Origin of the sequence: Rothia sp. HMSC072B04 (assembly GCF_001813725.1) — a bacterium.
GTDB lineage: Bacteria > Actinomycetota > Actinomycetes > Actinomycetales > Micrococcaceae > Rothia > Rothia mucilaginosa.
On the sequence record NZ_KV813796.1, the window covers coordinates 20,687 to 42,223 of the forward strand.

Sequence of the window (21,537 nt, forward strand, 5' to 3'; positions counted from 1 at the left end):
ATAGCCATGAATGGCTACGGCACAGGTCGTTTTCAGTATATCGGTCAACCCTGCGCACAGGGCATAGCTTGAAGCCTTTGTGAGCTGCTTTAGGGTGTGTGAATGCGCACCTCAACGCCCGATTCGGTCCCAAAACCGGCAGCCATGCGCGCCAGATCAGTGTTCGGGGCGGCAGCCACCGTGAAGAAACGATCCACAGCGGCGGTGAACTGCTCCTGACGAGCTATATCACCGTGTTCAAGGGTCGTGAAAATACCGCCGCCGGCATCGTCAAAGACCTCAACACGCAGTTCGGGCAGAAGCTCAGTATTCGGCAGGTTCAGCGATGACACATCGTGCTGGAAGGTCAAGTCACCGCACAGCAGGGTCACCGGCAGGGCGGCACCACCAATAATCGGGCGGGAGTTCTCATCCACGCCGGCAGGGTAGTAGCCCGACAGAGACACACCGATAGCGGTCGCAATCGTGCCGTCAATACCGGCAAGACCGCGATTAGCAAACACGCGTGCGGGGGCGGGCTCACCCAGGGCGGGGGCGGCTACATCCAGGTCACGCACCAGGTTCGACGAACCCAGCACGAGCAAGCGGCGCTGAGCCACCGCATCCTGCCAGACGCGGCGGGCGTAGGAGCGGCCGGCGGTGCGGTTGCGGTAATCGGTGTAGTCAACCGAGCTCTCAGCCCCCGGGTGTTCGTAGGCGGCAATGGCGCGCAGGCACTCATCCTGTAGCTCGCGGGCGGGCTCAACCCACTGCTCTAGCCAGCTCAGCTCGTCCACCAGCTCATCAGCGGCAGCAGAGGAAGCGCACGCAAACTCGGCAAGCTCGTGCGGGGTCGACAGCTCCACGAAGGAGCGAGCGCCCGGCTCGTACCAGCTGGCGCGGCGCGGGGCGTAGAACGCGCACTGAATATCTTCGCGTTCCAGCAGCGCCGTAATCGGGCGCGAAAGCGTCGGGTGGCCGAAGAGCACCACACGCTCAATCTGCGCGGCGGGCTTGAAGGACGCATCGCCGAGCAGCTGCGGGTAGTGAGGAATGGAGGTGGCGCCGTGGCGCGCCTCGGAGGAAGGCTCCGCAAACAGTGGCAGGTTCAGCACGCGCGCGAACTCCGCCGCAAACTCACCGGCACCGTCAGCAGCAACCACCACGGTGCGGTGCGCCGGGGTGAACTCCGACAGGTCAGCCTGTGCCTCCAAAGAATCCAGAAGCCAACGCTGCTCGGCGCTGGAGAGTCCGGAACCCTCAGCGCGGGCGGTGCGGGCACGGCCCTCAGCCTGCGGGTCGTAATCTTCCAGCAGGCTCTGCGCCCACTGCGGCAGCATCTGCGCAAAACGACCCGAGGGGGTCAGCGGCGTATCAAAACAAATGTTCAGGTGCACCGGGCCAATCGGCTCGGCAGACTGCTTGCGCCAATGCTCGGCGCTACGACCGGTCAGCGCGTTCAAGCACGCCGCAAAAGCCTGAGTCTGCTCGCCCTCCACCTGCTCGGGGTAGGAGGTCAAATCAGCTTCAGCACGCACAAAAGGATAGAAGAAACTCGCCTGGCGGGTCGTCTGATTCACGCCGCTACCGCGCAGACGCTCCGGGCGGTCCGCGCTCAGCACCGCCAGGGGCACACCGGCGTGATACGCCTCCATGACGGCGGGCACGTACTCGCCCAGTGCCGTACCGGAGGTGCACACCAGACCCACGGGCTGACCGGATGCCTTGGCAATACCCAGGGCGGTAAAGGCTGCACTTCGCTCGTCCACGCGCACGTGCGCAATGAGGGCGCCGGCTTCAGCGGCTGCGGCAATAGCGTACGCAAGAGGTGCACTACGGGAACCCGGAGACACGACAACATGCCGCATACCGGCACGAATCAGCGAATCGAGCACGGATACTGCGGTGAGCATGGCGGGGGTTGAGCGGTTTTCAGTCACCGTACCATTCTAATGCCGTAAGGTTTTTCATTCAGTTATGGTTACCCTTCACGGGCGCGACCTTGATAACTTGCAGTCTTCACAGTCCGCAGGCGCGTTCCAGTACCCGGTAGCAGGCGGTGACGCGCTCCACCCACCATTGGCGGGTCTGCTTGTCGGTGGCAAGACGCTCCAGGCGCCGCGGGGTGGGGGTGATGGCGCGCAGGTCCATGAACCCGTCGCGGGCGATGAGCGGCTCGTCGGTGACGTCCTCAGCCATGAGGGAGACCGTGCCCAGACCGCACCCGTACCTCAAGGTCGGTAGGGAGGCCGCCAGGGACGCACCGACACCAATGCCCACCGAAGACTCCAGCGCAGAAGAAACTACCGCCGGAAGCTGCGCCTGCTCAACCAGAGCGAGCGCACGACGTACACCGCCCAGCGGCGCCGCCTTAATGACCATCAGGTCCGCGGCGTTCGCGCGCGCCACCTTCAGCGGGTCTTCCGCCTTGCGGATCGACTCGTCTGCGGCAATGCGGGCGGGCAGCCCCTCCTTGGCAATGGCAAAGCGGAGCGCCGCCATGTCTTCAATGGATGCCACGGGCTGCTCGGCGTAGATAATGCCGTACTCGCAGAGCTTGCGTAGCGCTTCAAGGGCACCGGCGAGGGTGTAGCCCATGTTCGCGTCCACCTTCAGACGCGCATTCGGGAGCGCCTCGCGAGCGGCTGCTACCCGCGCAATATCGTCGGCGAGGCTCTGACCCTTCTCCGCCACCTTGATTTTCAGTTCCTGAATCTCACCCTCGTACTTGGCGAGCACCTCCGGCACACGCTCGGCGGGCACCGCGGGCAGGGTCGCGTTCAGCGGGATGCGCGTACGCACCGCCTTCGGGGTGGGCAACCATGCCGCCTCTAGCGTGCAGGCAAGCCACGCGGCAGACTCCTGCGCACCGTACTCGAGGAAGGGCGCGAACTCGCCCCAGCCGTACGGGCCGCAAATCAGCGCGCTCTGGCGGCTATTGACCCCGCGGAAGGTGACCGTCATCGGAATTTCGACCGTGAACAGGTTCTCCAGAACCTCCTGCAGCGGCGGCAGGGGAGTGTTCGTGAGGTGAAAACCGTAGCCGAGAGGCGGCACGCTCATACTGGTGTTCAAGGTATCTGCCCTTCTGTGATGCGCTATGAGCTCACCATAACATTCTGGGGGCGGGTGGGTGCGCTCGCACCCTGTCACGCATTCTCTGGAAACTCTCAGGTTGTGGTCGAAAAAACTTTAGTTTTTCATAGCTTAACCTGGGATAGTAGGTAGTTATTCGCCCGAGAACTCGGACGGTGCTTCGCATAAAACGGCAGCTTGGGGGCTACCGTTTTGAGGGGCTGGCATCGGCGGGCTCGGGTATCACTAACAGACATGAGGGCGAGAAGGTACAAAGGGTTATGAAGAAGAAAACACCGGCAAATACATCGGGTTCGGAAAACTCCGGTTGGGAGAGCTCCGAAAACCTCGATGCTACCAGTGTGCTTCACCCCGCTGATGTGCATGCGGCCGCTGCTGACAATGCGCCCACTACGGTGTTTTCCTCTGATGAGACTGCGGTGCTCTCTGATTATCAGGACCCGACTCAGGCGCTTTCTGATTATCAGGATCCGACTGCGGTTCTCTCCGATTATCAGGACGCTACCCAGGTGCTCACCTCCCACGAAACGGCTACCCATGCCGCTGCACAGAGTGATGACCGTACGAAAGTCCTGACGGATTACGGTTCATCGCCGGCTAACGAAGCTGCGCCTGTAGGTTCTGCAAATGCGGGTTCCGTAAACGCTGAATCGGCGAATACCGAAGTTATTTCTTCGCACCAGGACTCTACAGAAGTTATTGGCGCGACCCGTCCTTTGCCGCGCGTTTACCGTGCCCCCATTAAGATTCCTGAGACGATTCCCTCGCCGCAGGAACGCGCTTCCCAGGGGCACTACGGTGCGGATGAACCCATGCAGGCTACGCGCCGCCTTGACCCGCCGAGGCCTCCCGTAAGCGGTTTCCCACTGAACGCCAATATGGGTGCTGGACACATGGGCGCTCCTCAGATGGGTGCTGAACAGATAAGCGCCCAGCAGCCGCTTCCCCAGCGTGTGCCGCCGCAGGCACCTCCGCAGCCGGTGGCTTATCCTCCCGAGGCGTATCCTGCCGCCGCCTACCCGAACGGTGCGTATGTTCAGACCGGTCAGGTTCCCGTGGATGCTTCGGGCCGCCCGGTGAATCGTCCCGGCGAAGAGCAGGGGCACCATCTTCCGAGTACCGGTATTTTGATGCGTCACGTGATGGCGTTGCTGTTCTTGGGTCTGTCTCTCTACGGTGCGTTTGTGTTCTTCATTTACACGGCGACCGGCCAGCAGGTTGATGAGCAGGCGTACACCGAGTATGCGCATCAGTTCAAGAGTTACCGCGGTCCGACCCTGACTGCGCTGGATTCTTTGCCCACGATTGTTGGTGTGATTGCGGTGCTGGGTCTGATTGCGGTGCTGATTTGGAAGCACCGGTTCCTGCCCTCGCTGATTGGCGTGCTAGTTGGGGCTGCGGCGGTGACGAGCACGTACCTGCTCAAGCACTACCTGATCGTGAAGCCCGACCTGGGTGTTCAGGAGGCGCTGAGCAACTCGGCGCCCAGTGGCCACACGACCTTCGCGGCGGCGGCTGGCGCAGCGCTCTTCCTGGCGGCGCCTCGTTTTTTGCGGCCCACGGTGGCTCTCTGCGCGGCGTTGGCAACCTGCCTGACGGGTGCCTCCACGATTATTAACGGTTGGCATCGCCCGGCGGATGTGGTGACCGCTATTCTGGTCACCGCCATCTGGACGGTCGTGGGTATGGGCGTGTTGCGTTATGTGCGTCCGGCAGATTTTGCGGTGCCGGCGCGCGGTGGTTTGGTGCTGGTGCCGTTGATGACGATTGCAACGCTGTTCCTGTCGTTCTGCGCGGTGATCCTGTATCTGATTGCGATTTTTGCGCCGATTCCCGGTGGTGCGTTTACCGCGGCGACCTGCATGATTATTGAGGTGAGCTTTGGTACGACGGCGTTGATGGTGAACCTGTTGCGTCCGCGTAATAGTAATCGCTCCGCCTATTCGAAGGTGTGGAGTTATCAGTAGACGTTGTTCCCCTCCCGGCGCGGGATGTTTCAGCTTGATGTGAGCTGAGGTATTGTCCAGTTGCGGGGAGGGGAATACAATATAAGAAATTTAGTATTTTTAATACCAATATTATGGAGGGGGTTGCGCACCCCCTTTCACTCACCCCTGAAGAGAAAGGTGCGTACCATGGCAGGTACCCATGAAGGCCGCGTCCTCGTATTCCCCCAGCTCACCGAAGCGCTGACCCCCTTTGAAGATAAGCCCCAGGCCCGCAAGATTGTTGATGCCGACGGCGGCAACCTGACCCTCATGGAACTGGCAGCGGGCCAGTCCTGGCACGAGCACCACAGCGTGCACCCCGTCTTCGTGCAGGTGCTCAAGGGCGAGGTGATCTTCCACGTGAAGGACCGCGATATTACCCTGGTGCCCGGCAAGCCGATTCACGTGACCGCCAAGCTGCTGCACTCCCTGCGCGCCGTGAAGGACTCCACCTTGCTGGTGACCATGCTGACCGGCGAATCGCACCCCGAACCCAAGGTCAATATTGACGTCGAAGAGGTCTAATCCCCGGCCTCTAAACCCCTGACCCCAAAACCCCCGACCTCAAAACATTAGCTCGCCGCCGCATCTGCACAGGATGCCGCGGCGAGCTTTTTGTCTGTCCTCCTACCCTCACATATGGCGGCAAGAATACCCTCACGCTACGCCCTGAGCTTTCTGCACGCTCGTACACCCCGCGCGGGCGTACCCTGAAAAGTACACTCCCGCTATTATCACAGGGAGCAACCCGAAAGGATGCGCAATGCCTAAGTCACTGCAACGCCCCGTTGTTCTTCTCACCGGCGCCAGCTCGGGTATCGGCTACGACGTGGCGCCGCTACTGGTGCGCTACGGCTACACCGTCTACGGTGCCGCCCGCCGCGTTGAGAAGATTGAAGAGCTCGCCTCCGAGGGTGTGAAAGCGCTCAGTCTGGATGTTACCGATGAAGCATCCATGGAAGCTGCCGTACAGCAGATCATTGACGCAGAAGGCCGCATTGACGTGCTCATCAACAATGCAGGCTACGGATCCTACGGCGCCATTGAAGACGTCCCCATCGACGAGGCACGCCGCCAGTTCGAGGTGAACCTCTTCGGCCTCGCGCGCCTCACCCAGCTGGTGCTGCCGCATATGCGCGCACAGGGCAGCGGGCGCATCCTGAACATCTCCTCGATGGCGGGGCGCATTACCTCGCCCCTGGGTGCCTGGTACCACGCCACCAAGTACGCCCTTGAGGCGTTCAGTGATGCACTGCGCATGGAGGTTGAAGAGTTCGGTATTGACGTGGTCATTATCGAGCCCGGCGGCATCAAGACCCCCTGGGGGCTCATCGCGGCAGATCACCTGGAGGAATCCTCCCGAAACGGCGTCTATGCCGAGCAGGCGCAGCGGGTTGCGGCAAATATGCGTAAGCTCTACTCGCCGTCCTCCAACCTCTCAGAGCCCAAGGTTATCTCTAACGCTATTCTGCGGGCGTTGGAGGCGCGCCGCCCCAAGACCCGCTACCTGGTAGGTTTCGGTGCTAAGCCCTCCGTGTTCCTGCATACCGTGCTGCCCGACCGTCTCTTTGACAAGGTTGCGCGCCGTATCTTCTAGAACCGAAATAGCCGCGAACTAGAGCATTAAAAAGCGGGCGGTGCTGCGCGAAACAGAATGTTTCGTACAGCACCGCCCGCTACGTTTTTCAAGAGCTAGTACTAGTCTACTACGGCGTGGGTCGGATCGAGCACGCGCGCCAAGAAAGCCTGAGTACGTTCGTGCTGGGGGTTGCCAATCACCTGATCGGCGGGACCCTCCTCCACGACCACGCCATCGGCCATGAAGACGACCTTATCGGCGACCTCGCGGGCGAACGCCATCTCGTGAGTCACCACGATCATGGTCATGCCCTCGTCAGCAAGGTTGCGCATAATGCTCAGAACCTCGCCGACCATCTCCGGGTCGAGTGCACTGGTCGGCTCATCGAAGAGCATCAGGTCCGGGTTCATGGACAGCGCACGCGCAATAGCCACACGCTGCTGCTGACCACCGGACAGCTGAGCCGGGAAGCGGTCTTCCTTGCCTTCCAGACCAACCTTGGCGAGCTGCTCGAGGGCAACCGCCTCCGCCTCCGCCTTGGAACGGCCCAGAACCTTAATCTGAGCGATTGTGCAGTTATCCAGAATGTTCAGGTGGCCGAACAGATTGAACTGCTGGAACACCATACCCATGTGGGTACGCACGCGGTTAATGTCTACGTCCGGGTCGGTGACCTCGGTATCGCCCACCATGATGGTGCCGTCGTTCGGCTCCTCCAGCAGGTTCACGCAACGCAGCAGGGTGGACTTACCGGAACCCGAAGGGCCGATAAGGCACACGACCTCGCCCGGCTTGACCTGCATGTCAATGCCCTTGAGAACCTGAACCTTGCCGTAGGACTTGTGCAGGTTAGAAATGCGCACCGAGGAGGCGGCCATGGATGAAGTTGAAGCAGTCATAGTATCTTCCGTAATCCGTATCTGTCGTTGCGCTTACTTGCGGCCCGCAAGCTGGGTGCGGCGCTCAAAGTATGCGGAGAGCTGGCCCAGCGGAACAGTGATAATCAGGTAGCACAGACCCGCAACCACCAGGGGAGTCAGGCCCGCGTTAGCGGCGGTCAGGCCCTCACGACCGAACTTCGCCAGCTCGTACTGAGAAACCGTCACGCCCAGCAGGTACACGAGGGAGGAGTCCTTGGTCAGCAAGATAACCTCGTTGGTCAGCGGGGGCAGAACCACGCGGAACGCCTGGGGAATAATGATCGAAATCATCGCGCGAGTGTGGGACATACCCAGGGAGCGTGCCGCCTCCATCTGGCCCTTCGGAATCGCCTGCAGGCCCGCACGCAGAACCTCACTAATGTAAGCTGCCGAAACCATACCCAGGGACAGGGTCACCGGAATCAGATTATCCACGAAGCGAATCTTGAACGCCAGGGGAATACCGTAACCGAACGCGAAGAAAACCAGCAGCGCCGGGATACCGCGGAAAAGCTCCACGTACAGGGTCGCAATCCAACGGTAGGGGGCGATAGAGGAAATACGCATGAGCGCGAGCAGCAGACCACCGGAGAGACCCACGATGAAGCCCAAGGTGGTGTACAGCAGGGTGTTCTTCAATGCCACGGTGATGACGTCGGGGAACTGCTGAGCCGCAACGTCCAGGTTGAATACCTGCTGGCTGAGGGTCTTCCAGTCAGCCAAAAGAATGGCTGCCAGGGCGATAACCGCCAGAAGGGCGTACTGTGCGTAGCGGAAGAGCTTCTGCTTCTGACGGGGTGAGAGTTTAGAGGACATGCGCTTTCTTATCCGTGTGCTGTTCGGTCAAGAGCGTTTTATACGCTCACAAGGGTAGAGGCCGGAGAATCCCCCAACCCAAAAGTAATAAGGGTACTCCTGAATTGGGGGAGAGGCTAACCGGCTAGATGCTTAGGAAGCGGAGGAAGAGGCGCTCGCGGAGGTGGAGGAAGTGGCACCAACCCACTTGGCCTTCATCTTGTCGAGTTCGCCGTTTTCCTTGAGCTTGGCGATGGTGGCGTTTGCCTTGGTCAGCAGCGCCTTGTTGTTGGAGGAAACTGCTGCGGCAATCTGCTCGGTGTTCTCGGAATCCTGGTAGGCGATCTTGAAAGAGTCCGGGTCATTGGTCAGTGCCTCGGACACCACGGAGAGGTTCGCTGCGACTGCCTTGACCTGACCGGTCTTCAGGGCGGAGAACATGAGGGAGGTGTCTTCGTACTGGATGACCTCTGCACCGTTTTCCTTGGCGTAGGTTTCGCCGCTGGTTGCCTGCTGTGCACCAACGCTGACACCCTTCAGGTCTGCGGCGGAGGTGATGGAGGAACCCTTGGGGACCAGGATTGCCAGGTTGTCGTCGAAGTAGACGGTGGTGAATTCCATCTTGCTCTTACGTTCATCGGTCACGCCGATACCCGCCAGGGCGATATCGCACTGACCGGTAGCCAGGCCGGTACCGGAGTCTAGGCCCTCGAAGCTAATGGAGGTCAGCTGAGCCTTCACGCCCAGGTCGGAGGCGATAGCGTTGGCGATGTCTGCATCCAGACCGACAATGGTGCCGTTTTCTTCGTATTCGAAGGGCTTGTAGGGGGTGTTGGTGCAGACGCTGAGGGTGCCGGACTTGACGAGGCTGACCTCGCCGTTGGCGTCAGAGTTCTCGTTGGCGGTGGAGACGCAGCCGGTCAGGGCCAGAGGTAGCACTGCCAGTAGTGCGAGGGGCTTAAGGGATGCCTTCTTGAGGATTGCGGTGTTCATTGGGATGCTCCTGTGTAGGGTGTGCTCTATGAAATCTATGGTCTATTGTGCGCGCCTATGTTAAAAAATGCAAGCATATACATAAATATTCATAAATTTTTGCTGAATATGAATAATTTACACCCCCAAAAACTGAATAAAACCCCGAATTAGCGACTCGAAAACCACTTCAGAACGCACCTTAACGCACCGCGCGACACTACTACGGTTTACCCAACTATCGAATCTAGTAACCTCCATGCCACAATTGAGAGCGTGAACGCAGAGAAGAACACCCGCGCAACCCGCGCAACCCTAGACAAGAAAACCAGCGACATCGCCGCCATGTTCGATACCGTAGCCGAACGCTACGACCTCATGAACGGCATCCTTTCCCTCGGCCAGCACATCTACTGGCGCAAGCAGGCAGTCGCAGCCGTAGACGCGCACCCCGGCCAGAAAGTGCTGGACGTAGCCGCAGGCACCGGAGTCTCCTCCGAACCCTTCGCCGACGCCGGCGTGGACGTCATCGCAGCAGACCTCTCCGAAGGCATGCTGGATGTGGGTCGCCGCCGCCGCCCCGACATGACCTTCGTGCAGGCAGACGTCACCGCCCTACCCTTCGATGACGAAACCTTCGACGCAGTGACCATGTCCTACGGCCTGCGCAACGTCGCAAACTACCCCAAAGCGCTGAGCGAAATCTACCGCGTGCTCAAGCCCGGCGGACGCATCGTCATCCTCGACTTCTCCACCCCGACCTTCGCCCCCTTCGGCGCGGTCTACAAGAACTACATCATGAAGGCGATTCCGCCGATTGCCCGCGCAATCTCCTCCAACCCCGAATCCTACGAATACCTCGCCGAGTCCATCATCGCCTGGCCCAACCAGCAGGAACTGGCGCAGAAATTCAAGGAGGCGGGCTTCACCTCCGTGCAGTACCGCAACCTCACCGGCGGCATCGTCGCCATTCACCGCGGTTTCAAGCCCGAAGCACACAACGCATAGACACCGCGTTCACACACCACCGAAGACACCAACACCAAGAAGATAGAAGACACCGTGAGCAACGCAGAGCAGCCCATTGCCGCAACCGACCTGTTGGGAGACCTCGACCTGAAGCTTCCCGCAGGCTTCGAACTCATCGCCGCAGACCCCAAGCTGGGTCCGCAGATTCTTTCCTCCCTCGCGCGTATTGAGGAGCGCCTGGCCGAGGCGATCGCCCAGACCGACCACCTTGCGGATGTCGCATCCCGTCACCTGCTCTCTGCGGGCGGCAAGCGCGTGCGTCCCCTACTGGCACTGCTCTCGGCAGCTGTCGACGGCGAAATCAACGACGAGGTTATCGAAGCCGCCGTGGTCGTTGAACTGACCCACCTGGCAACCCTCTACCACGACGACGTGATGGACGACGCCCCCAAGCGCCGCGGCGTGGACAGCGCCCAGATGATTTGGGGCAACTCCGTCGCGATTCTCACCGGCGACCTGATCTTCTCCCGCGCATCCCTGCTGGTGTCCGAGCTGGGCACCCGCCCCATGAAGATTCAGTCCCAGACCTTTGAGCGTCTGGTGCTCGGTCAGCTCTTTGAGACCACCGGCCCCCGTGAGGGTCAGGATCTGCTGGACCACTACATCGCGGTCATTGAGGGTAAGACCGGTTCCCTGATTGCCGCAGCTGGCGAGTACGGCTCCCTGCTTTCGGGCGCTTCCGAAGATGTTATCTCCATGGTCAAGGCGTACGGTGAGCTGGTGGGCGTGGCGTTCCAGCTGGCTGACGACGTGATTGACATTGTGAGCGACGGTAAGACCAGCGGCAAGACCCGCGGCACCGACCTGCGCGAGGGCGTGCCGACCCTGCCGACCATCCTGCTGGACCGTGCGGTAGCCGCCGGCGACGAATCTGCTATCAAGGTTCGTGCACTGCTGGATGCCGACCTCAGCTCCGACGAGGCTCTGGAGACCGCTGTGGAGGCGCTTGCCGCCCACCCGGTCACCCAGGAAGCATGGCAGATTGCTTACGACTGGGCGGACCGCGCGATTGCCGCGATTGCTCCGTTGCCCGAGTCTACCGCGAAGGCTGCGCTGGAGTCCTTCGCTCACGCTGTGGTTCACCGCGAAGGCTAAAATACCTCACCACGTAGCGTATGCGCTGGCGTAGGTGCTGATGCGTCTCATACTTCAAAACCCCCGCTGAATCTGCCTGGATTCGGCGGGGGTTTTATGCATTATGGCTAGTCAACACCGGTTTTTGGGATGGTTTGGGGTTGCCTTCACCCTCCGAAAGCTTCCGCATGCTGGGGTCTCCTTGACCGCTATATGCCTTTAAGGTAATCCTTATAGGCATGCCTGAGGCGCACATCCACCCTTCAGACGTTTGACGGCTCCCATGCCCAACCCCGTGTTGGAGAGCCGTTTACTATTTCTGGACGCGAGCAGAGCCCAACCACCCCGACGGGTTATTCTCGCACCAACCATCCGCGTCCCCACACATTCGAGGTTTACAACTATGGGAGCATCTACCCCTAAGGCGCCCACGAAGCGCGAAGGCTTCTCTAGCCGTCGCGTCTTTATCTTTGCCGCCATCGGTTCTGCTGTTGGTCTGGGCAATATTTGGCGTTTCCCCTACATCGCATTTGATAACGGCGGCGGCGCCTTCATGATTCCCTATATTGTCGCCCTGCTGACCGCCGGTCTGACCTTCCTGTTCTTTGACTACGCGATCGGTCACCGCGCGCGTGCGTCGTCCCCGCTGGCTTTCCGCCGTCTGAACCGTAAGACCGAGTTCATCGGCTGGTGGCACATGGGTATCAACTTCGTCATCGCTATTTACTACGCCGCTATTGTGGCGTGGTCGCTGCGTTACATGGTTTTCTCTTTCACGAATGAGTGGGGCGATAACCCGAAGGCGTTCTTCCAGGGTGAGTTCCTGAAGGTTGCAGACACCCCCGGTGTTTCCCTGGACTTCAACATGAACGTCCTGATTCCTATGGTCCTAATCTGGGGCGTTCTGCTCGCTGTGATGGCTCTGGGCGTTCAGAAGGGTGTGGGCGCCGCCAACGTTGTCTTCATGCCGATTCTGCTCATCATGTTCGTTGGTCTGGTGATTTACTCCCTGACCCTGCCCGGTGCTGTGGACGGCTTGAACGCTTTGTTCACCCCCAGCTGGGACTCCCTGGCTAACCCCGATGTGTGGGTTGCTGCTTACGGCCAGATTTTCTTCTCGCTGTCCATTGGCTTCGGCATTATGGTCACCTATTCTTCCTACCTGAAGCCTAAGACTGACCTGACCGGTTCTGGTGCTGTGGTTGGTTTCGCGAACTCCGGCTTCGAGCTTCTTGCTGGTATTGGTGTGTTCGCGGCTCTGGGCTTCATGGCTCACGTAGCTGGCACCCAGGTCAGCGAGGTTGCGACCAGCGGTATTGGTCTGGCGTTCATCGCGTTCCCGACCATTATTTCTCAGGCGCCCGGCGGCGTGCTGATCGGTATCCTCTTCTTCGGCTCCCTGCTCTTTGCTGGTTTCACCTCCCTGATCTCGATTCTTGAGGTGATTATCGCCGGTATTCAGGATAAGTTCGCGACGTCCCGTCTGGCGTCTACCATTCTGGTGATTGTACCGATGGCTCTGATTTCGCTGCTGCTGATGCCGACCACTACCGGCCTGTACGTGCTGGATATTCTCGATAACTTCGTGAACCTCTTCGGTATTCTGGCTGCCGGCCTGTGCGCCATTATCGTGGTTGCATACGTGGTGCGTGCTCTGCCCGCTCTGGCTGAGCACCTGAACCGCTACTCCTCCATCAAGGTCGGCAAGATCTGGATGGGTCTGCTGGCTGTCGTGACTCCGCTGGTTCTGGGTTACTCTCTGATTCAGAGCGTTATCAAGCTGATTGCAACCCCGTATGAGGGTTACCCTGCGGACCTGCTGGCGATTTTCGGTTGGGGTATGAGCGCACTGCTTCTGGTTGGCGCAATTGTTGTTTCTCTTCTGCCCTGGTCGAAGAAGTCTCGTGCGGCTGAAGAGCCTCCGGCACCTCCGGTGATTTCCGGTCAGGTGGAGCACGGCCACGTTGATTCGACCATTACCCGTTAGGAGCCCTCATGTCTATCTCCGCAATTGTGATGCTCATTGTGGCAATCCTGATCATTTGGGGTGGCCTGGGTTTGGCTCTGCTGAACCTGCACCGTCATCCGGATCTGGATGCCCTCGATGATGCTGCTGAGGCTCAGGGTTCTGAGCTTTAGCGTGTGAACGCGACATAAAGTGATGCCCCGCAGGCGTTAGCCTGCGGGGCATCATTGTGTTTTGTGCGGGACTGTGTTTTGTGCGGATTTGGGGAGAGCTACTTGCTCTGCACGTCTTCAGCCTGTACCAGCGGAATCATGCCGGTTTCCGGGTCGGACAGCGCGGAGGCGCGGTAGGAGCGGGAAGCGCGCACCGCATCCACGGTGAAAATGATGAGCGCAATCCAGATGAGGCTCAGACCCAGCACCTTATCGGCGCTCATCTGCTCGTGCAGAACGGTCAGCGCCAGAACAAACTGGATGGTCGGGCCCAGGTACTGAACCATGCCAATGACTGACAGCGGTAGAGCCTTGGTAGCCGCCGCAAAGAGCATGAGGGGCACAACGGTGACCACGCCGGTGGATGCGAGAAGCCAGAAGTGCCCGGCACCTTCGCTGAAGAGGGTCATTTGTCCCTGAGCATTGAGCACAAAGAGGGCGGCAATGCCGAAGGGCGCCAGAATCAGAGTTTCGAGAGAGAGTGAAACGATGGGGCTCACGTCGTGGGCTACGCGTGCCTTGAGCAGGCCGTAGATGCCGAAGGAGAACGCCAGGCCCAGACCCGTCCAGGGCACCTGACCGTAGATGAGGCTCATCATCAGCACCGCGATACATGAAATTGCGACGGATACCCACTGCGCGGCGCGCAGGCGCTCCTGCAGGAAAATCACGCCCAGCACCACGGAGACCAGCGGGTTAATGAAATATCCCAGGGACGCATCAATCGTGTGACCGCTGGTTGTTGCCATCACGTAGATAAGCCAGTTCGCGCAGATGAGGAACGATGCCGCCGTCAGCACCAGCATGATGCGGCGGTCCTTGAGGGCGCGGCGGAAGTCCGCGGTTGCCCGCACAATCGGCAGTAGCAGGGCGCAGAAAATGAGGGAGAAGACCACTCGCGCCACCACAATCTCAATCGGTCCTGCCGGCGCCATCAGCACAAAATACAGGGGGAGCAGACCCCAAATGATGTAGGTGCCGATGATGGTGATAAACCCGTTGCGGGTGGTGTGCTTCTGCGTTTCTGACATGGTTTCGTCTGACCTGATTCTTCGGTTACGTTCTTCTAAGCTATTCATCGGGATGCGCCGGCTGGGTATTCACACAGGTTTCGATGCGCGCACACTACTGTACCCGATACGGGGTGCAACATACGCTAAAGACGCCACAGGCGCGGTACCACGAGGATACCGCGCCTGAAGCGTTGCTGCGTATTCGGTTTAGAGGCCGAAGAAGCGGGAGAAGAAGCCCTTCTTCTTGGGCTGCTCTGCCTCGCGGCGTGCAGCTTCTTCCTGCTCGCGGCGGGCTGCCTCTTCGTGCTCTGCCTGCAGGTCGGGAGCTGCGCCAGCGTTGCGGATGGGCTCCACGTGCTGCTCCTCGTACTCTGCCGCTTCCTGCTCAACCTCGACGGGCTGCTCAGCTGCAGTCTCAACGGCGACCGGCTCCTCAGCGTACTCTGCGGAAGCCTCAACGGTCTCGTACTCGGGCTGCTCGGCACCGATGGACTCGTCGGTGTAGACTCGAGCCTGTTCGGTCTCTTCTGCCTCGTATTCGCCGGGCAGGGTCTTCACGGTGACCAGGCCGGGCTCTGCGTACTCTGCCGGCTCCTGATCGAAGGGAGCCTCGTCGGCGGGGTAGAGGTTCTCGGTGCTCTCGACGCCGGGTACCTCTGTGTCTGCGACCGGTGCGTGCTCGGCGATCTCGACGGCGCGCTCTGCCTCAGCCTCGGCACGTGCGGCGGCGCGTTCTGCTGCCTCCTGCTCGCGCTGTGCGTTCTGAGCGGCTGCCTCTGCGGCTGCCACGCGCTCAATCTCGGCGCGCAGTGCGGCGAGGGATTCGCGACGCTGTGCGGCAGCGGCTGCGCACTGCTCCAGAATCTCGGGGCCAACCTGAGGCTCAGCCTGCTCGATGCCGCTGATGCGACCCTCGTCGAACCACAGGCGCAGGGCACCGTCGGTTGCGGTCAGCACGGCGGTTGCCTCGGTGTCCCAGGCAATGTGGAAGCCGCGCTGCTGAGCGTAGGAGTCCACCGCCAGAACCTGGTTGTGTACCTCTTCGCTCTGCAGGGTCTTCGCGATCACGCGACCGATACCCTTGTAGGTCGGGGCCTCGAGGGTCAGCTCGGCACCCTCCAGCAGGGTCCATGCGCGCACGCCAGCGCCCGCGGGCAGCGGGTAGTGTGCGTACAGGCCGCTGATGGTCTTGGTTGCCAGGGTCAGGCGGCGTGCCAGGGACTCGGAGAGGGGCAGCTCGTCGGTGGTCAGTTCGGCCAGGCCGTCACGCTCACCGGTTTCGCGCGCCTGAATAGCAGCGGAAACAACGGAGTCGGGGAAGTAGCCCAGCTGCTGCCAAGACCAAATCCAAGTACCGCGGTTCTCGGATTCGGTGCCCAGCAGGTGCGGCTTGAGCGAAAGCGGGGGAGTGGTCTCAAAATCCAGAGACTGGGAGGTGAAATCCACGTTCCACTCGGAGGTACCCACGAGCTCAGCGAGTCGAGCCTGGTACTCGGTGGAGATAAAGATCGATGCGTCGATAAGGTCCTGCAGAGAATTCGTCATGCTTCAAGATTATCAACCTTTTAGCGTTCACTATGCCGTGTATCCCCGGTTTTGGGGTGCGCTTTAGGCGTATTGGACGTTAAGAGGGTCGAATGCACCGTCTGTAAGAGGTGTAGGGGAGAGGTAGAGCATATATCTTTCGGCGTAAACTATCTGCGTGGAGTGCCTGTGTTCGTTAGAATCGAAGAGACGGCTTCTTCCGGCACCCTGTAAGCCGACACTACGACCGAACACGGATGCCTCCAGCCGCGCCGTATTCACACTCAAGGATGTATGAACTATGACTGAACCCCGCCTCGCCGAGACGAGTAGCCGCGCCGCGCGCATCCAGGATGCGCTGAACAACATTGGAAGCTGGCTGCTGGATGTCGTTAGTGTTGACCCCGGCTGGAGCGAAATGGTGCTGGACGTCAAACCTCTGGCAGGTCAGATTTTCGTGCGTGTGCGTGAATTCCGCGACGGTGAAGAGTTCATTGGCACTATCGGCCCGCTCAAGGACGGCTCGCCCATTATTGCTGAGGTTCGCAAGTTGCAGCGTGCCGCCTACGACGGTAACCGCGGCACCTGGTTCACCGCCTCCATTGTGGTGGCGGCAACCGGCTGGCCGAACCCGCAGTTCAGCGTGGGTGCCTCCTATAACCGTGACGATGAGCCCGCCAGCTGGAAGAATGAAGGCACCCTGACCGCGACCGACGTGCGTGAGCACCTGACTGAGTTCCCGCGTGACGCGTCGCGTATTCCCGCCTGGGCTCGTGAACGTATGGAGGGTCGCGCCCGCCACTCTGCCGCCGCAGCGCTGTCTTCGAGCGAGCACGAGATTCCGAACCCCTACCTGGTCGCCGCTCTTGAGACGTTCCGTAACGATGTGCAGGAGCGAACCCTCATTAACGTGGTTCGCACGATGCTCGGCGGCGACGTTCTACTGGATGCGACCGGTTCCCTGCTGATTCCGTCTGAGACCGACCCGATGGGCCCCGAGTCGGTGCTGACCCACCAGGTTATTCGCATGCCCGAGACCGGTATGCAGGCGCTGTGCGTGTTCTCCTCCTCCGAGCACATTGGCAAGAGCTACGTGCGTCAGGAGTCCGAGGGCGACGAGCTGATTCTGCGCGAACCGGCGATGAAGGTCTTTATCGATTTCCTCGGCAACGAGGCGCTGGACCTGATTGTGGTTGACCCCGGCACCGACCACGAGTGTTACATTGAGCGCGCTCAGGTGCAGTGGATTGTTACTTCGCCCCGTAACGACGGCGCGAAGATGGCGCTGACCCAGGACAACATGCAGATGCTACTCGGCTCGCTGGTATCCCCGGCGTCCGTGCTGCTGGTGGGTGTTGACCCGGCCGACCCGTCCGGTACCTCCTTCGTGTTTGACCCGGATGAGAACGGCAACCCGCAGAGCCTGCTGGTGTTCACCTCACCCATTGAGATTGCGGCACTGGATCCGCATATTGAGGTGCGTTCGGCGAACGCCCTGGATATTCTGCGTTACGCCCTGGAGATTGGTGCTCCGAGCGTGAAGGTGAACGCGATTAACCCCTCCACGGTGTTGACCGCGGCGCAGATTCGCGAGCTGCTGGAGATTGTGGGCTCGCAGCCCCGCATGGGTGCCTAAGCTCCTGCATTAAATAACTTAAACCGTTGAGGCGGCGACACTGCTTGTGTCGCCGCCTCAACGGTTTAAAAGCTCTCATGACCGAGCCTGCCCGATTCCCCGAGCTCTATAGGGTTATGAAGCTAGGGCGCGTGCTGCCGCTTCCTGCTGGGTGCGGGCGAGTGCCGCCTCCTGCTCGGTCTGGCAGTCTACACATACGCCCTGGTAGAGCACGTCTGCGCTGAAAAGTGCCATGCCGTGAAAATCGCTGGGGGTCAGGCAGGGTGCGGAGCCGACCGCGCAGTCCACGTCTTCGACCTTGCCGCAGCGTACGCAGAAGGCGTGGTGGTGGTTGTCGCCCGTGCGGGTTTCGTAGAGGGCGGGGGTTCCCGGCGGCTCAAACTTACGCAGCAGGTCGATGTCGGTCAGGTCGGCAAGAATCACGTAGACCGACTGAACCGTAATGGCGGGGATGCGCTCGCGGACTGCCTGCACGATGGTGTCGGCGGTGGAGTGCGGGTGTTCCTGCACTGCGTGGAGTACGGCGAGGCGTTGCTTGGTGACGCGGCGGCCCCTGGCGCGCAGCCCGGTGGTCCATGCTTCTTCGAGCTGTTCAGGGCTCATTGCGGAGAGCATGGGCAGGCCGGTGGTGTGGGCGCAGCCGGTATTGTAATGGTCTGGGCTTTGAGCCTTCTTCGTGTCGGAGGTTGTCTTTGCGTCGGTCATAAGTTTAAGTCTACACATTATTATGAGAAATTCATCATTATCTTATGAAAAACTCATAATAAGCCGGCAGGGCGTCCCTTTCATCCACTCTGTGGCGCCCCTCCTCACCCCGGCCTCGGGTGTGAAGAGATGCCGTACAATCAAAGAACCTAGAGTAACCCGTACCGGCAATCACCATCAAGGAGGATAGGGTCATGGTGTACGACTTCACAAACCCCATCTACATTCTGCTGATGATTCTGCTCTTCGGTGTGCCCATCGTGACCCCGGTGATTTACGGCCAGTACCGCAGTACTACCACCGGTTTTGATCTGGAAGGTCAGCTGATGCTCGGCCTGCTCTTCATCCTTTTCCTGGGTGCTTACAGCACGATTCTGCTGCTCGGTATTTTTCCGACTGCTACGGCGCAGGTGATGGAGCAAGTGCCCCTGGTGAATATTCCGGGCGCTATTCCCTAATCCCCTTTTGAGCTTTCGGCATATGGGTGACGCTCTGGGTGAATCCGCGCTCCAGAAGGTGCGCACACGGGTGCTTGCACGTATTCTATAGAGTCAAGTACGCGCTGTACGCACTGACCTAATTGTTCAGGAGGATACCCATGCACAGCCATAACAACGGACTGAAAACTGCCCTGTTGATGGGCTCCATGGTGGGCATGATGTTGCTCATCGGTGGCCTGCTTTCGGCGACTTTCCGCACCTCCATTTTCATCTGGGTTATGGGCCTGTTTAGCTTGGGTTCGGTCGCGTACACCTACTGGAACTCCGATAAGCTCGCCCTGCGCTCCATGAATGCGTACCCGGTCAGCCGCGAAGAGGTTCCGGTGCTTTACGACATTGTGGAGGAGCTGTCCTCCCGCGCGGGCCAGCCCATGCCCGCCCTCTATGTGGCACCGACCATGACTCCGAACGCGTTCGCGACCGGTCGTAACCCGCAGAACGCGGCGGTGTGCTGTACCGAGGGTATTTTACAGTTGCTGGATGAGCGCGAGATGCGCGGCGTGCTCGGCCACGAGCTGATGCACGTGTACAACCGCGATATCCTCACCTCTTCGGTGGCGGCGGGTATCGCCTCCATCATCGGTACGATTGCGCAGATTCTTTCGTTTGGCGCGATGTTCGGTGGTTCCAGCCGCGACGGTGAACGCTCGAACCCCCTCGCCATGTTTGTGATTGCCTTGCTGGCGCCCATCGCTACGCAGGTCATTCAGATGGCTATTAGCCGCACCCGCGAATTTGATGCCGACGAAGATGGTGCACGTCTGACCGGTGATCCGCTGGCTCTGGCTTCGGCGCTGAACAAGCTGGAGAGCGGTGTGTCCATGTATCCGATGGACCCGAACAACCGCAACACGGAGGCGGCGAGCGCCATGATGATTGCGAACCCCTTCGGTTCGCTGAAGAACATGCTCTCTACTCACCCGCCGATGGACCAGCGTATTGCGCGTCTGCAGCAGCAGGCTCGTGAGATGGGGCAGTACTAAGTCTTTTCTTCGCTGAATCATCCGGGCGCGAGTGTGTCACTGTATGCATGTGACGCTGTACGAATATGACCCGGCGTGACGATTATGACCCGCGATGACGGGTCGGCAGACAAAAATCCTCGGGGTGGCTACTGTGGAAGTAGCCACCCCGAGGATTTTTGTGTAGAAGATTTTACGTTTCGGCTTCTAACCGCCTCCCTCACCCATTGCTGGGCGGGGAGCCTCGCCTGAGTTTAGCGGTAGTTGACGAACTGCAGGTCAATCTCAAGGTCAGCGGACTTGAGCATTGCAATGACTTCCTGCAGGTCATCGCGGGACTTGGAGGAGACGCGCAGCTCATCACCCTGGATGTTTGCCTTCACGCCCTTGGGACCCTCTTCGCGAATCATCTTGGAGATCTTCTTCGCCTGGTCCTGCGCGATGCCTTCCTTGATGGAGCACTCGATACGGGTTTCCTTGCCGGATGCGTAGGGCTTGCCGGAGTCCAGGGACTTCAGGGAGATGCCGCGCTTGACCAGCTTGGACTGGAAAACGTCGAGCACTGCCAGGGCGCGCTCTTCGGCGTTTGCCTTGATGAGGATCTTATCGCCGGAGTAGTCGATTTCTGCACCTACGCCGCGGAAGTCGTAACGCTGGGAGATTTCCTTCTGCGCCTGGTGCAGTGCGTTGGAAACTTCCTGCTTGTCCACCTTGGACACAATGTCGAATGACGATTCGCTAGCCATGGGCTTTCCTTTCGTGAATGAGGTGCTACTGGCACCGGTTAGTACTAGCCTACCGGGTTGGGGCTCTTGTTCACAGCTAACTATCAGAATAACGGGCCTGTTTTACAGGTGTTACTAACCTTAAAAGAGGACAATAGAAACATGACCACTCCTAACCTGTCCACGACGGACCTGCGCACGAGCGAGGAAGCTCGCGACCTGCAAACCCTCCTTTTCATCGACCTGCATACCTCTCTGGGCGCTGAGCCCGAAGGTATTCCTGAGGCTGAGCGCCTCAACGAGTCTGACCACCACGATATTCATCTTGACCTGCATGCGGAAGAGTCTAAGCATTCTCCTTTTGAAGGCATTGGTATTACTCTGACTGAGCCTTCGCTGGTGGCACGTTTCCGTGGCGTTCGCCGTGACCTGGAGCGTGAGATTGCCGGTGACATGTGCACTGTGGAGCAGGCGCGCCGCTACCTGGAGCACCTGGAGATTGTGCTTCTGCTTGAGCAGGATGGCGATACTCCGTCCCGCTCCTTCTAAAGTTGCTGTAGGCATTGGCTTTATTTATGAGGTGAGAGCGCGGGCGCTGCGATAGATATGGATGCGCGGTGAGCGCGCACCGACGCTCTGATGTGACGAAAAGATGATAAATATAACCAGATATATAACCTTCGTCACAAAACCCTGCGTGAAGTGTACAAGTCTCTAAAACTGCTGTAGAGTAGTCTCTGTTCGCTTGAGCGAGCAACTAGCACCTAGCTAGGCGGCAGGTTACCCGAGCGGCCAAAGGGGGCTGACTGTAAATCAGCTGGCACTGCCTACGGGGGTTCGAATCCCTCACCTGCCACAAATA

General features: G+C 59.7%; 20 protein-coding genes and 1 tRNA gene. 12 read left to right on the forward strand and 9 right to left on the reverse strand.

The features are described from left to right. Positions 1-89: 89 nt before the first annotated feature. Both menD and HMPREF2928_RS01955 read right to left on the reverse strand, forming a co-directional pair. Positions 90-1,919, reverse strand: coding sequence for a 2-succinyl-5-enolpyruvyl-6-hydroxy-3-cyclohexene-1-carboxylic-acid synthase (gene menD, locus HMPREF2928_RS01950; RefSeq protein WP_070687235.1), 1,830 nt, complete (start codon positions 1,917-1,919; stop codon positions 90-92). A 79-nt stretch (positions 1,920-1,998) separates the two neighbouring features. Next, a complete protein-coding gene (locus HMPREF2928_RS01955; protein WP_070687237.1) occupies positions 1,999-3,042 on the reverse strand; it encodes an o-succinylbenzoate synthase in 1,044 nt (347 codons plus the stop codon). Positions 3,043-3,335: 293 nt separating this feature from the next. On the opposite strand from HMPREF2928_RS01955, the gene HMPREF2928_RS01960 reads away from it, so the two are divergent. The 3 genes from HMPREF2928_RS01960 to HMPREF2928_RS01970 all read left to right on the forward strand — a co-directional run bounded on the left by HMPREF2928_RS01960 (position 3,336) and on the right by HMPREF2928_RS01970 (position 6,660). Beyond that, the gene (locus tag HMPREF2928_RS01960; RefSeq protein WP_070687239.1) at positions 3,336-5,042 is read left to right on the forward strand and encodes a phosphatase PAP2 family protein; all 1,707 of its coding nucleotides are present in this window, start codon (positions 3,336-3,338) and stop codon (positions 5,040-5,042) included. Positions 5,043-5,210: 168 nt separating this feature from the next. Next, the gene (locus tag HMPREF2928_RS01965) at positions 5,211-5,588 is read left to right on the forward strand and encodes a cupin domain-containing protein (RefSeq protein ID WP_005504776.1); all 378 of its coding nucleotides are present in this window, start codon (positions 5,211-5,213) and stop codon (positions 5,586-5,588) included. A gap of 238 nt (positions 5,589-5,826) precedes the next feature. Further along, positions 5,827-6,660 carry an oxidoreductase gene (locus tag HMPREF2928_RS01970; RefSeq protein WP_070687241.1) on the forward strand — a complete coding sequence of 278 codons (834 nt, stop codon included), beginning with the start codon at positions 5,827-5,829 and terminating at the stop codon, positions 6,658-6,660. A 101-nt stretch (positions 6,661-6,761) separates the two neighbouring features. Here HMPREF2928_RS01970 and HMPREF2928_RS01975 read toward each other — a convergent pair whose 3' ends face one another. From HMPREF2928_RS01975 to HMPREF2928_RS01985, 3 genes are all read right to left on the reverse strand, one after another. Next, positions 6,762-7,541, reverse strand: a complete 780-nt coding sequence (locus HMPREF2928_RS01975; protein ID WP_070666021.1) for an amino acid ABC transporter ATP-binding protein — start codon at positions 7,539-7,541, stop codon at positions 6,762-6,764. A gap of 33 nt (positions 7,542-7,574) precedes the next feature. Further along, positions 7,575-8,378 (reverse strand): amino acid ABC transporter permease, encoded by an 804-nt coding sequence (locus HMPREF2928_RS01980; protein WP_005504788.1) that lies wholly within the window; start codon positions 8,376-8,378, stop codon positions 7,575-7,577. A gap of 132 nt (positions 8,379-8,510) precedes the next feature. Further along, positions 8,511-9,350, reverse strand: coding sequence for an ABC transporter substrate-binding protein (locus tag HMPREF2928_RS01985; RefSeq protein ID WP_049349163.1), 840 nt, complete (start codon positions 9,348-9,350; stop codon positions 8,511-8,513). A gap of 255 nt (positions 9,351-9,605) precedes the next feature. Between HMPREF2928_RS01985 and HMPREF2928_RS01990 the strand changes: the two genes are divergently transcribed. The 4 genes from HMPREF2928_RS01990 (at position 9,606) to HMPREF2928_RS08930 (ending at position 13,571) form a co-directional block, all read left to right on the forward strand. Next, entirely contained in the window at positions 9,606-10,337 is a 732-nt protein-coding gene (locus tag HMPREF2928_RS01990) for a demethylmenaquinone methyltransferase (protein WP_070687243.1), read from the forward strand. A 54-nt stretch (positions 10,338-10,391) separates the two neighbouring features. After that, positions 10,392-11,453 carry a polyprenyl synthetase family protein gene (locus HMPREF2928_RS01995; protein WP_070643047.1) on the forward strand — a complete coding sequence of 354 codons (1,062 nt, stop codon included), beginning with the start codon at positions 10,392-10,394 and terminating at the stop codon, positions 11,451-11,453. 382 nt (positions 11,454-11,835) lie between these two features. Next, complete coding sequence (locus HMPREF2928_RS02000) at positions 11,836-13,419, forward strand: sodium-dependent transporter (protein WP_070687245.1); 1,584 nt, start codon at positions 11,836-11,838, stop codon at positions 13,417-13,419. A gap of 8 nt (positions 13,420-13,427) precedes the next feature. Beyond that, on the forward strand, positions 13,428-13,571 hold the full coding sequence (locus HMPREF2928_RS08930) for a methionine/alanine import family NSS transporter small subunit (protein WP_080974200.1): 144 nt from the start codon (positions 13,428-13,430) through the stop codon (positions 13,569-13,571). Between the two features lie 98 nt (positions 13,572-13,669). Here HMPREF2928_RS08930 and rarD read toward each other — a convergent pair whose 3' ends face one another. Beyond that, positions 13,670-14,641 carry an EamA family transporter RarD gene (rarD, locus tag HMPREF2928_RS02005; RefSeq protein ID WP_070687247.1) on the reverse strand — a complete coding sequence of 324 codons (972 nt, stop codon included), beginning with the start codon at positions 14,639-14,641 and terminating at the stop codon, positions 13,670-13,672. Positions 14,642-14,830: 189 nt separating this feature from the next. Beyond that, positions 14,831-16,168: a DUF6882 domain-containing protein gene (locus HMPREF2928_RS02010; protein ID WP_070687249.1), complete on the reverse strand. Its 1,338-nt coding sequence runs from the start codon at positions 16,166-16,168 to the stop codon at positions 14,831-14,833. Positions 16,169-16,448: 280 nt separating this feature from the next. On the opposite strand from HMPREF2928_RS02010, the gene HMPREF2928_RS02015 reads away from it, so the two are divergent. Next, positions 16,449-17,783, forward strand: a complete 1,335-nt coding sequence (locus HMPREF2928_RS02015; RefSeq protein ID WP_049338047.1) for an SseB family protein — start codon at positions 16,449-16,451, stop codon at positions 17,781-17,783. Between the two features lie 114 nt (positions 17,784-17,897). Here HMPREF2928_RS02015 and HMPREF2928_RS02020 read toward each other — a convergent pair whose 3' ends face one another. After that, positions 17,898-18,488 (reverse strand): Fur family transcriptional regulator, encoded by a 591-nt coding sequence (locus HMPREF2928_RS02020; protein WP_070687251.1) that lies wholly within the window; start codon positions 18,486-18,488, stop codon positions 17,898-17,900. 194 nt (positions 18,489-18,682) lie between these two features. On the opposite strand from HMPREF2928_RS02020, the gene HMPREF2928_RS02025 reads away from it, so the two are divergent. Further along, complete coding sequence (locus tag HMPREF2928_RS02025; protein WP_070687252.1) at positions 18,683-18,946, forward strand: hypothetical protein; 264 nt, start codon at positions 18,683-18,685, stop codon at positions 18,944-18,946. A 140-nt stretch (positions 18,947-19,086) separates the two neighbouring features. Continuing rightward, positions 19,087-19,971 carry a zinc metalloprotease HtpX gene (htpX, locus tag HMPREF2928_RS02030; RefSeq protein ID WP_070629952.1) on the forward strand — a complete coding sequence of 295 codons (885 nt, stop codon included), beginning with the start codon at positions 19,087-19,089 and terminating at the stop codon, positions 19,969-19,971. Positions 19,972-20,204: 233 nt separating this feature from the next. On the opposite strand, the gene HMPREF2928_RS02035 is transcribed toward htpX, so the two are convergent. Next, positions 20,205-20,696, reverse strand: a complete 492-nt coding sequence (locus HMPREF2928_RS02035; RefSeq protein WP_005504808.1) for a YajQ family cyclic di-GMP-binding protein — start codon at positions 20,694-20,696, stop codon at positions 20,205-20,207. 141 nt (positions 20,697-20,837) lie between these two features. Between HMPREF2928_RS02035 and HMPREF2928_RS02040 the strand changes: the two genes are divergently transcribed. After that, on the forward strand, positions 20,838-21,224 hold the full coding sequence (locus tag HMPREF2928_RS02040) for a hypothetical protein (RefSeq protein WP_005504812.1): 387 nt from the start codon (positions 20,838-20,840) through the stop codon (positions 21,222-21,224). Positions 21,225-21,449: 225 nt separating this feature from the next. Then, positions 21,450-21,531, forward strand: a tRNA-Tyr gene (locus HMPREF2928_RS02045). The last annotated feature ends 6 nt before the right edge of the window (positions 21,532-21,537 follow it).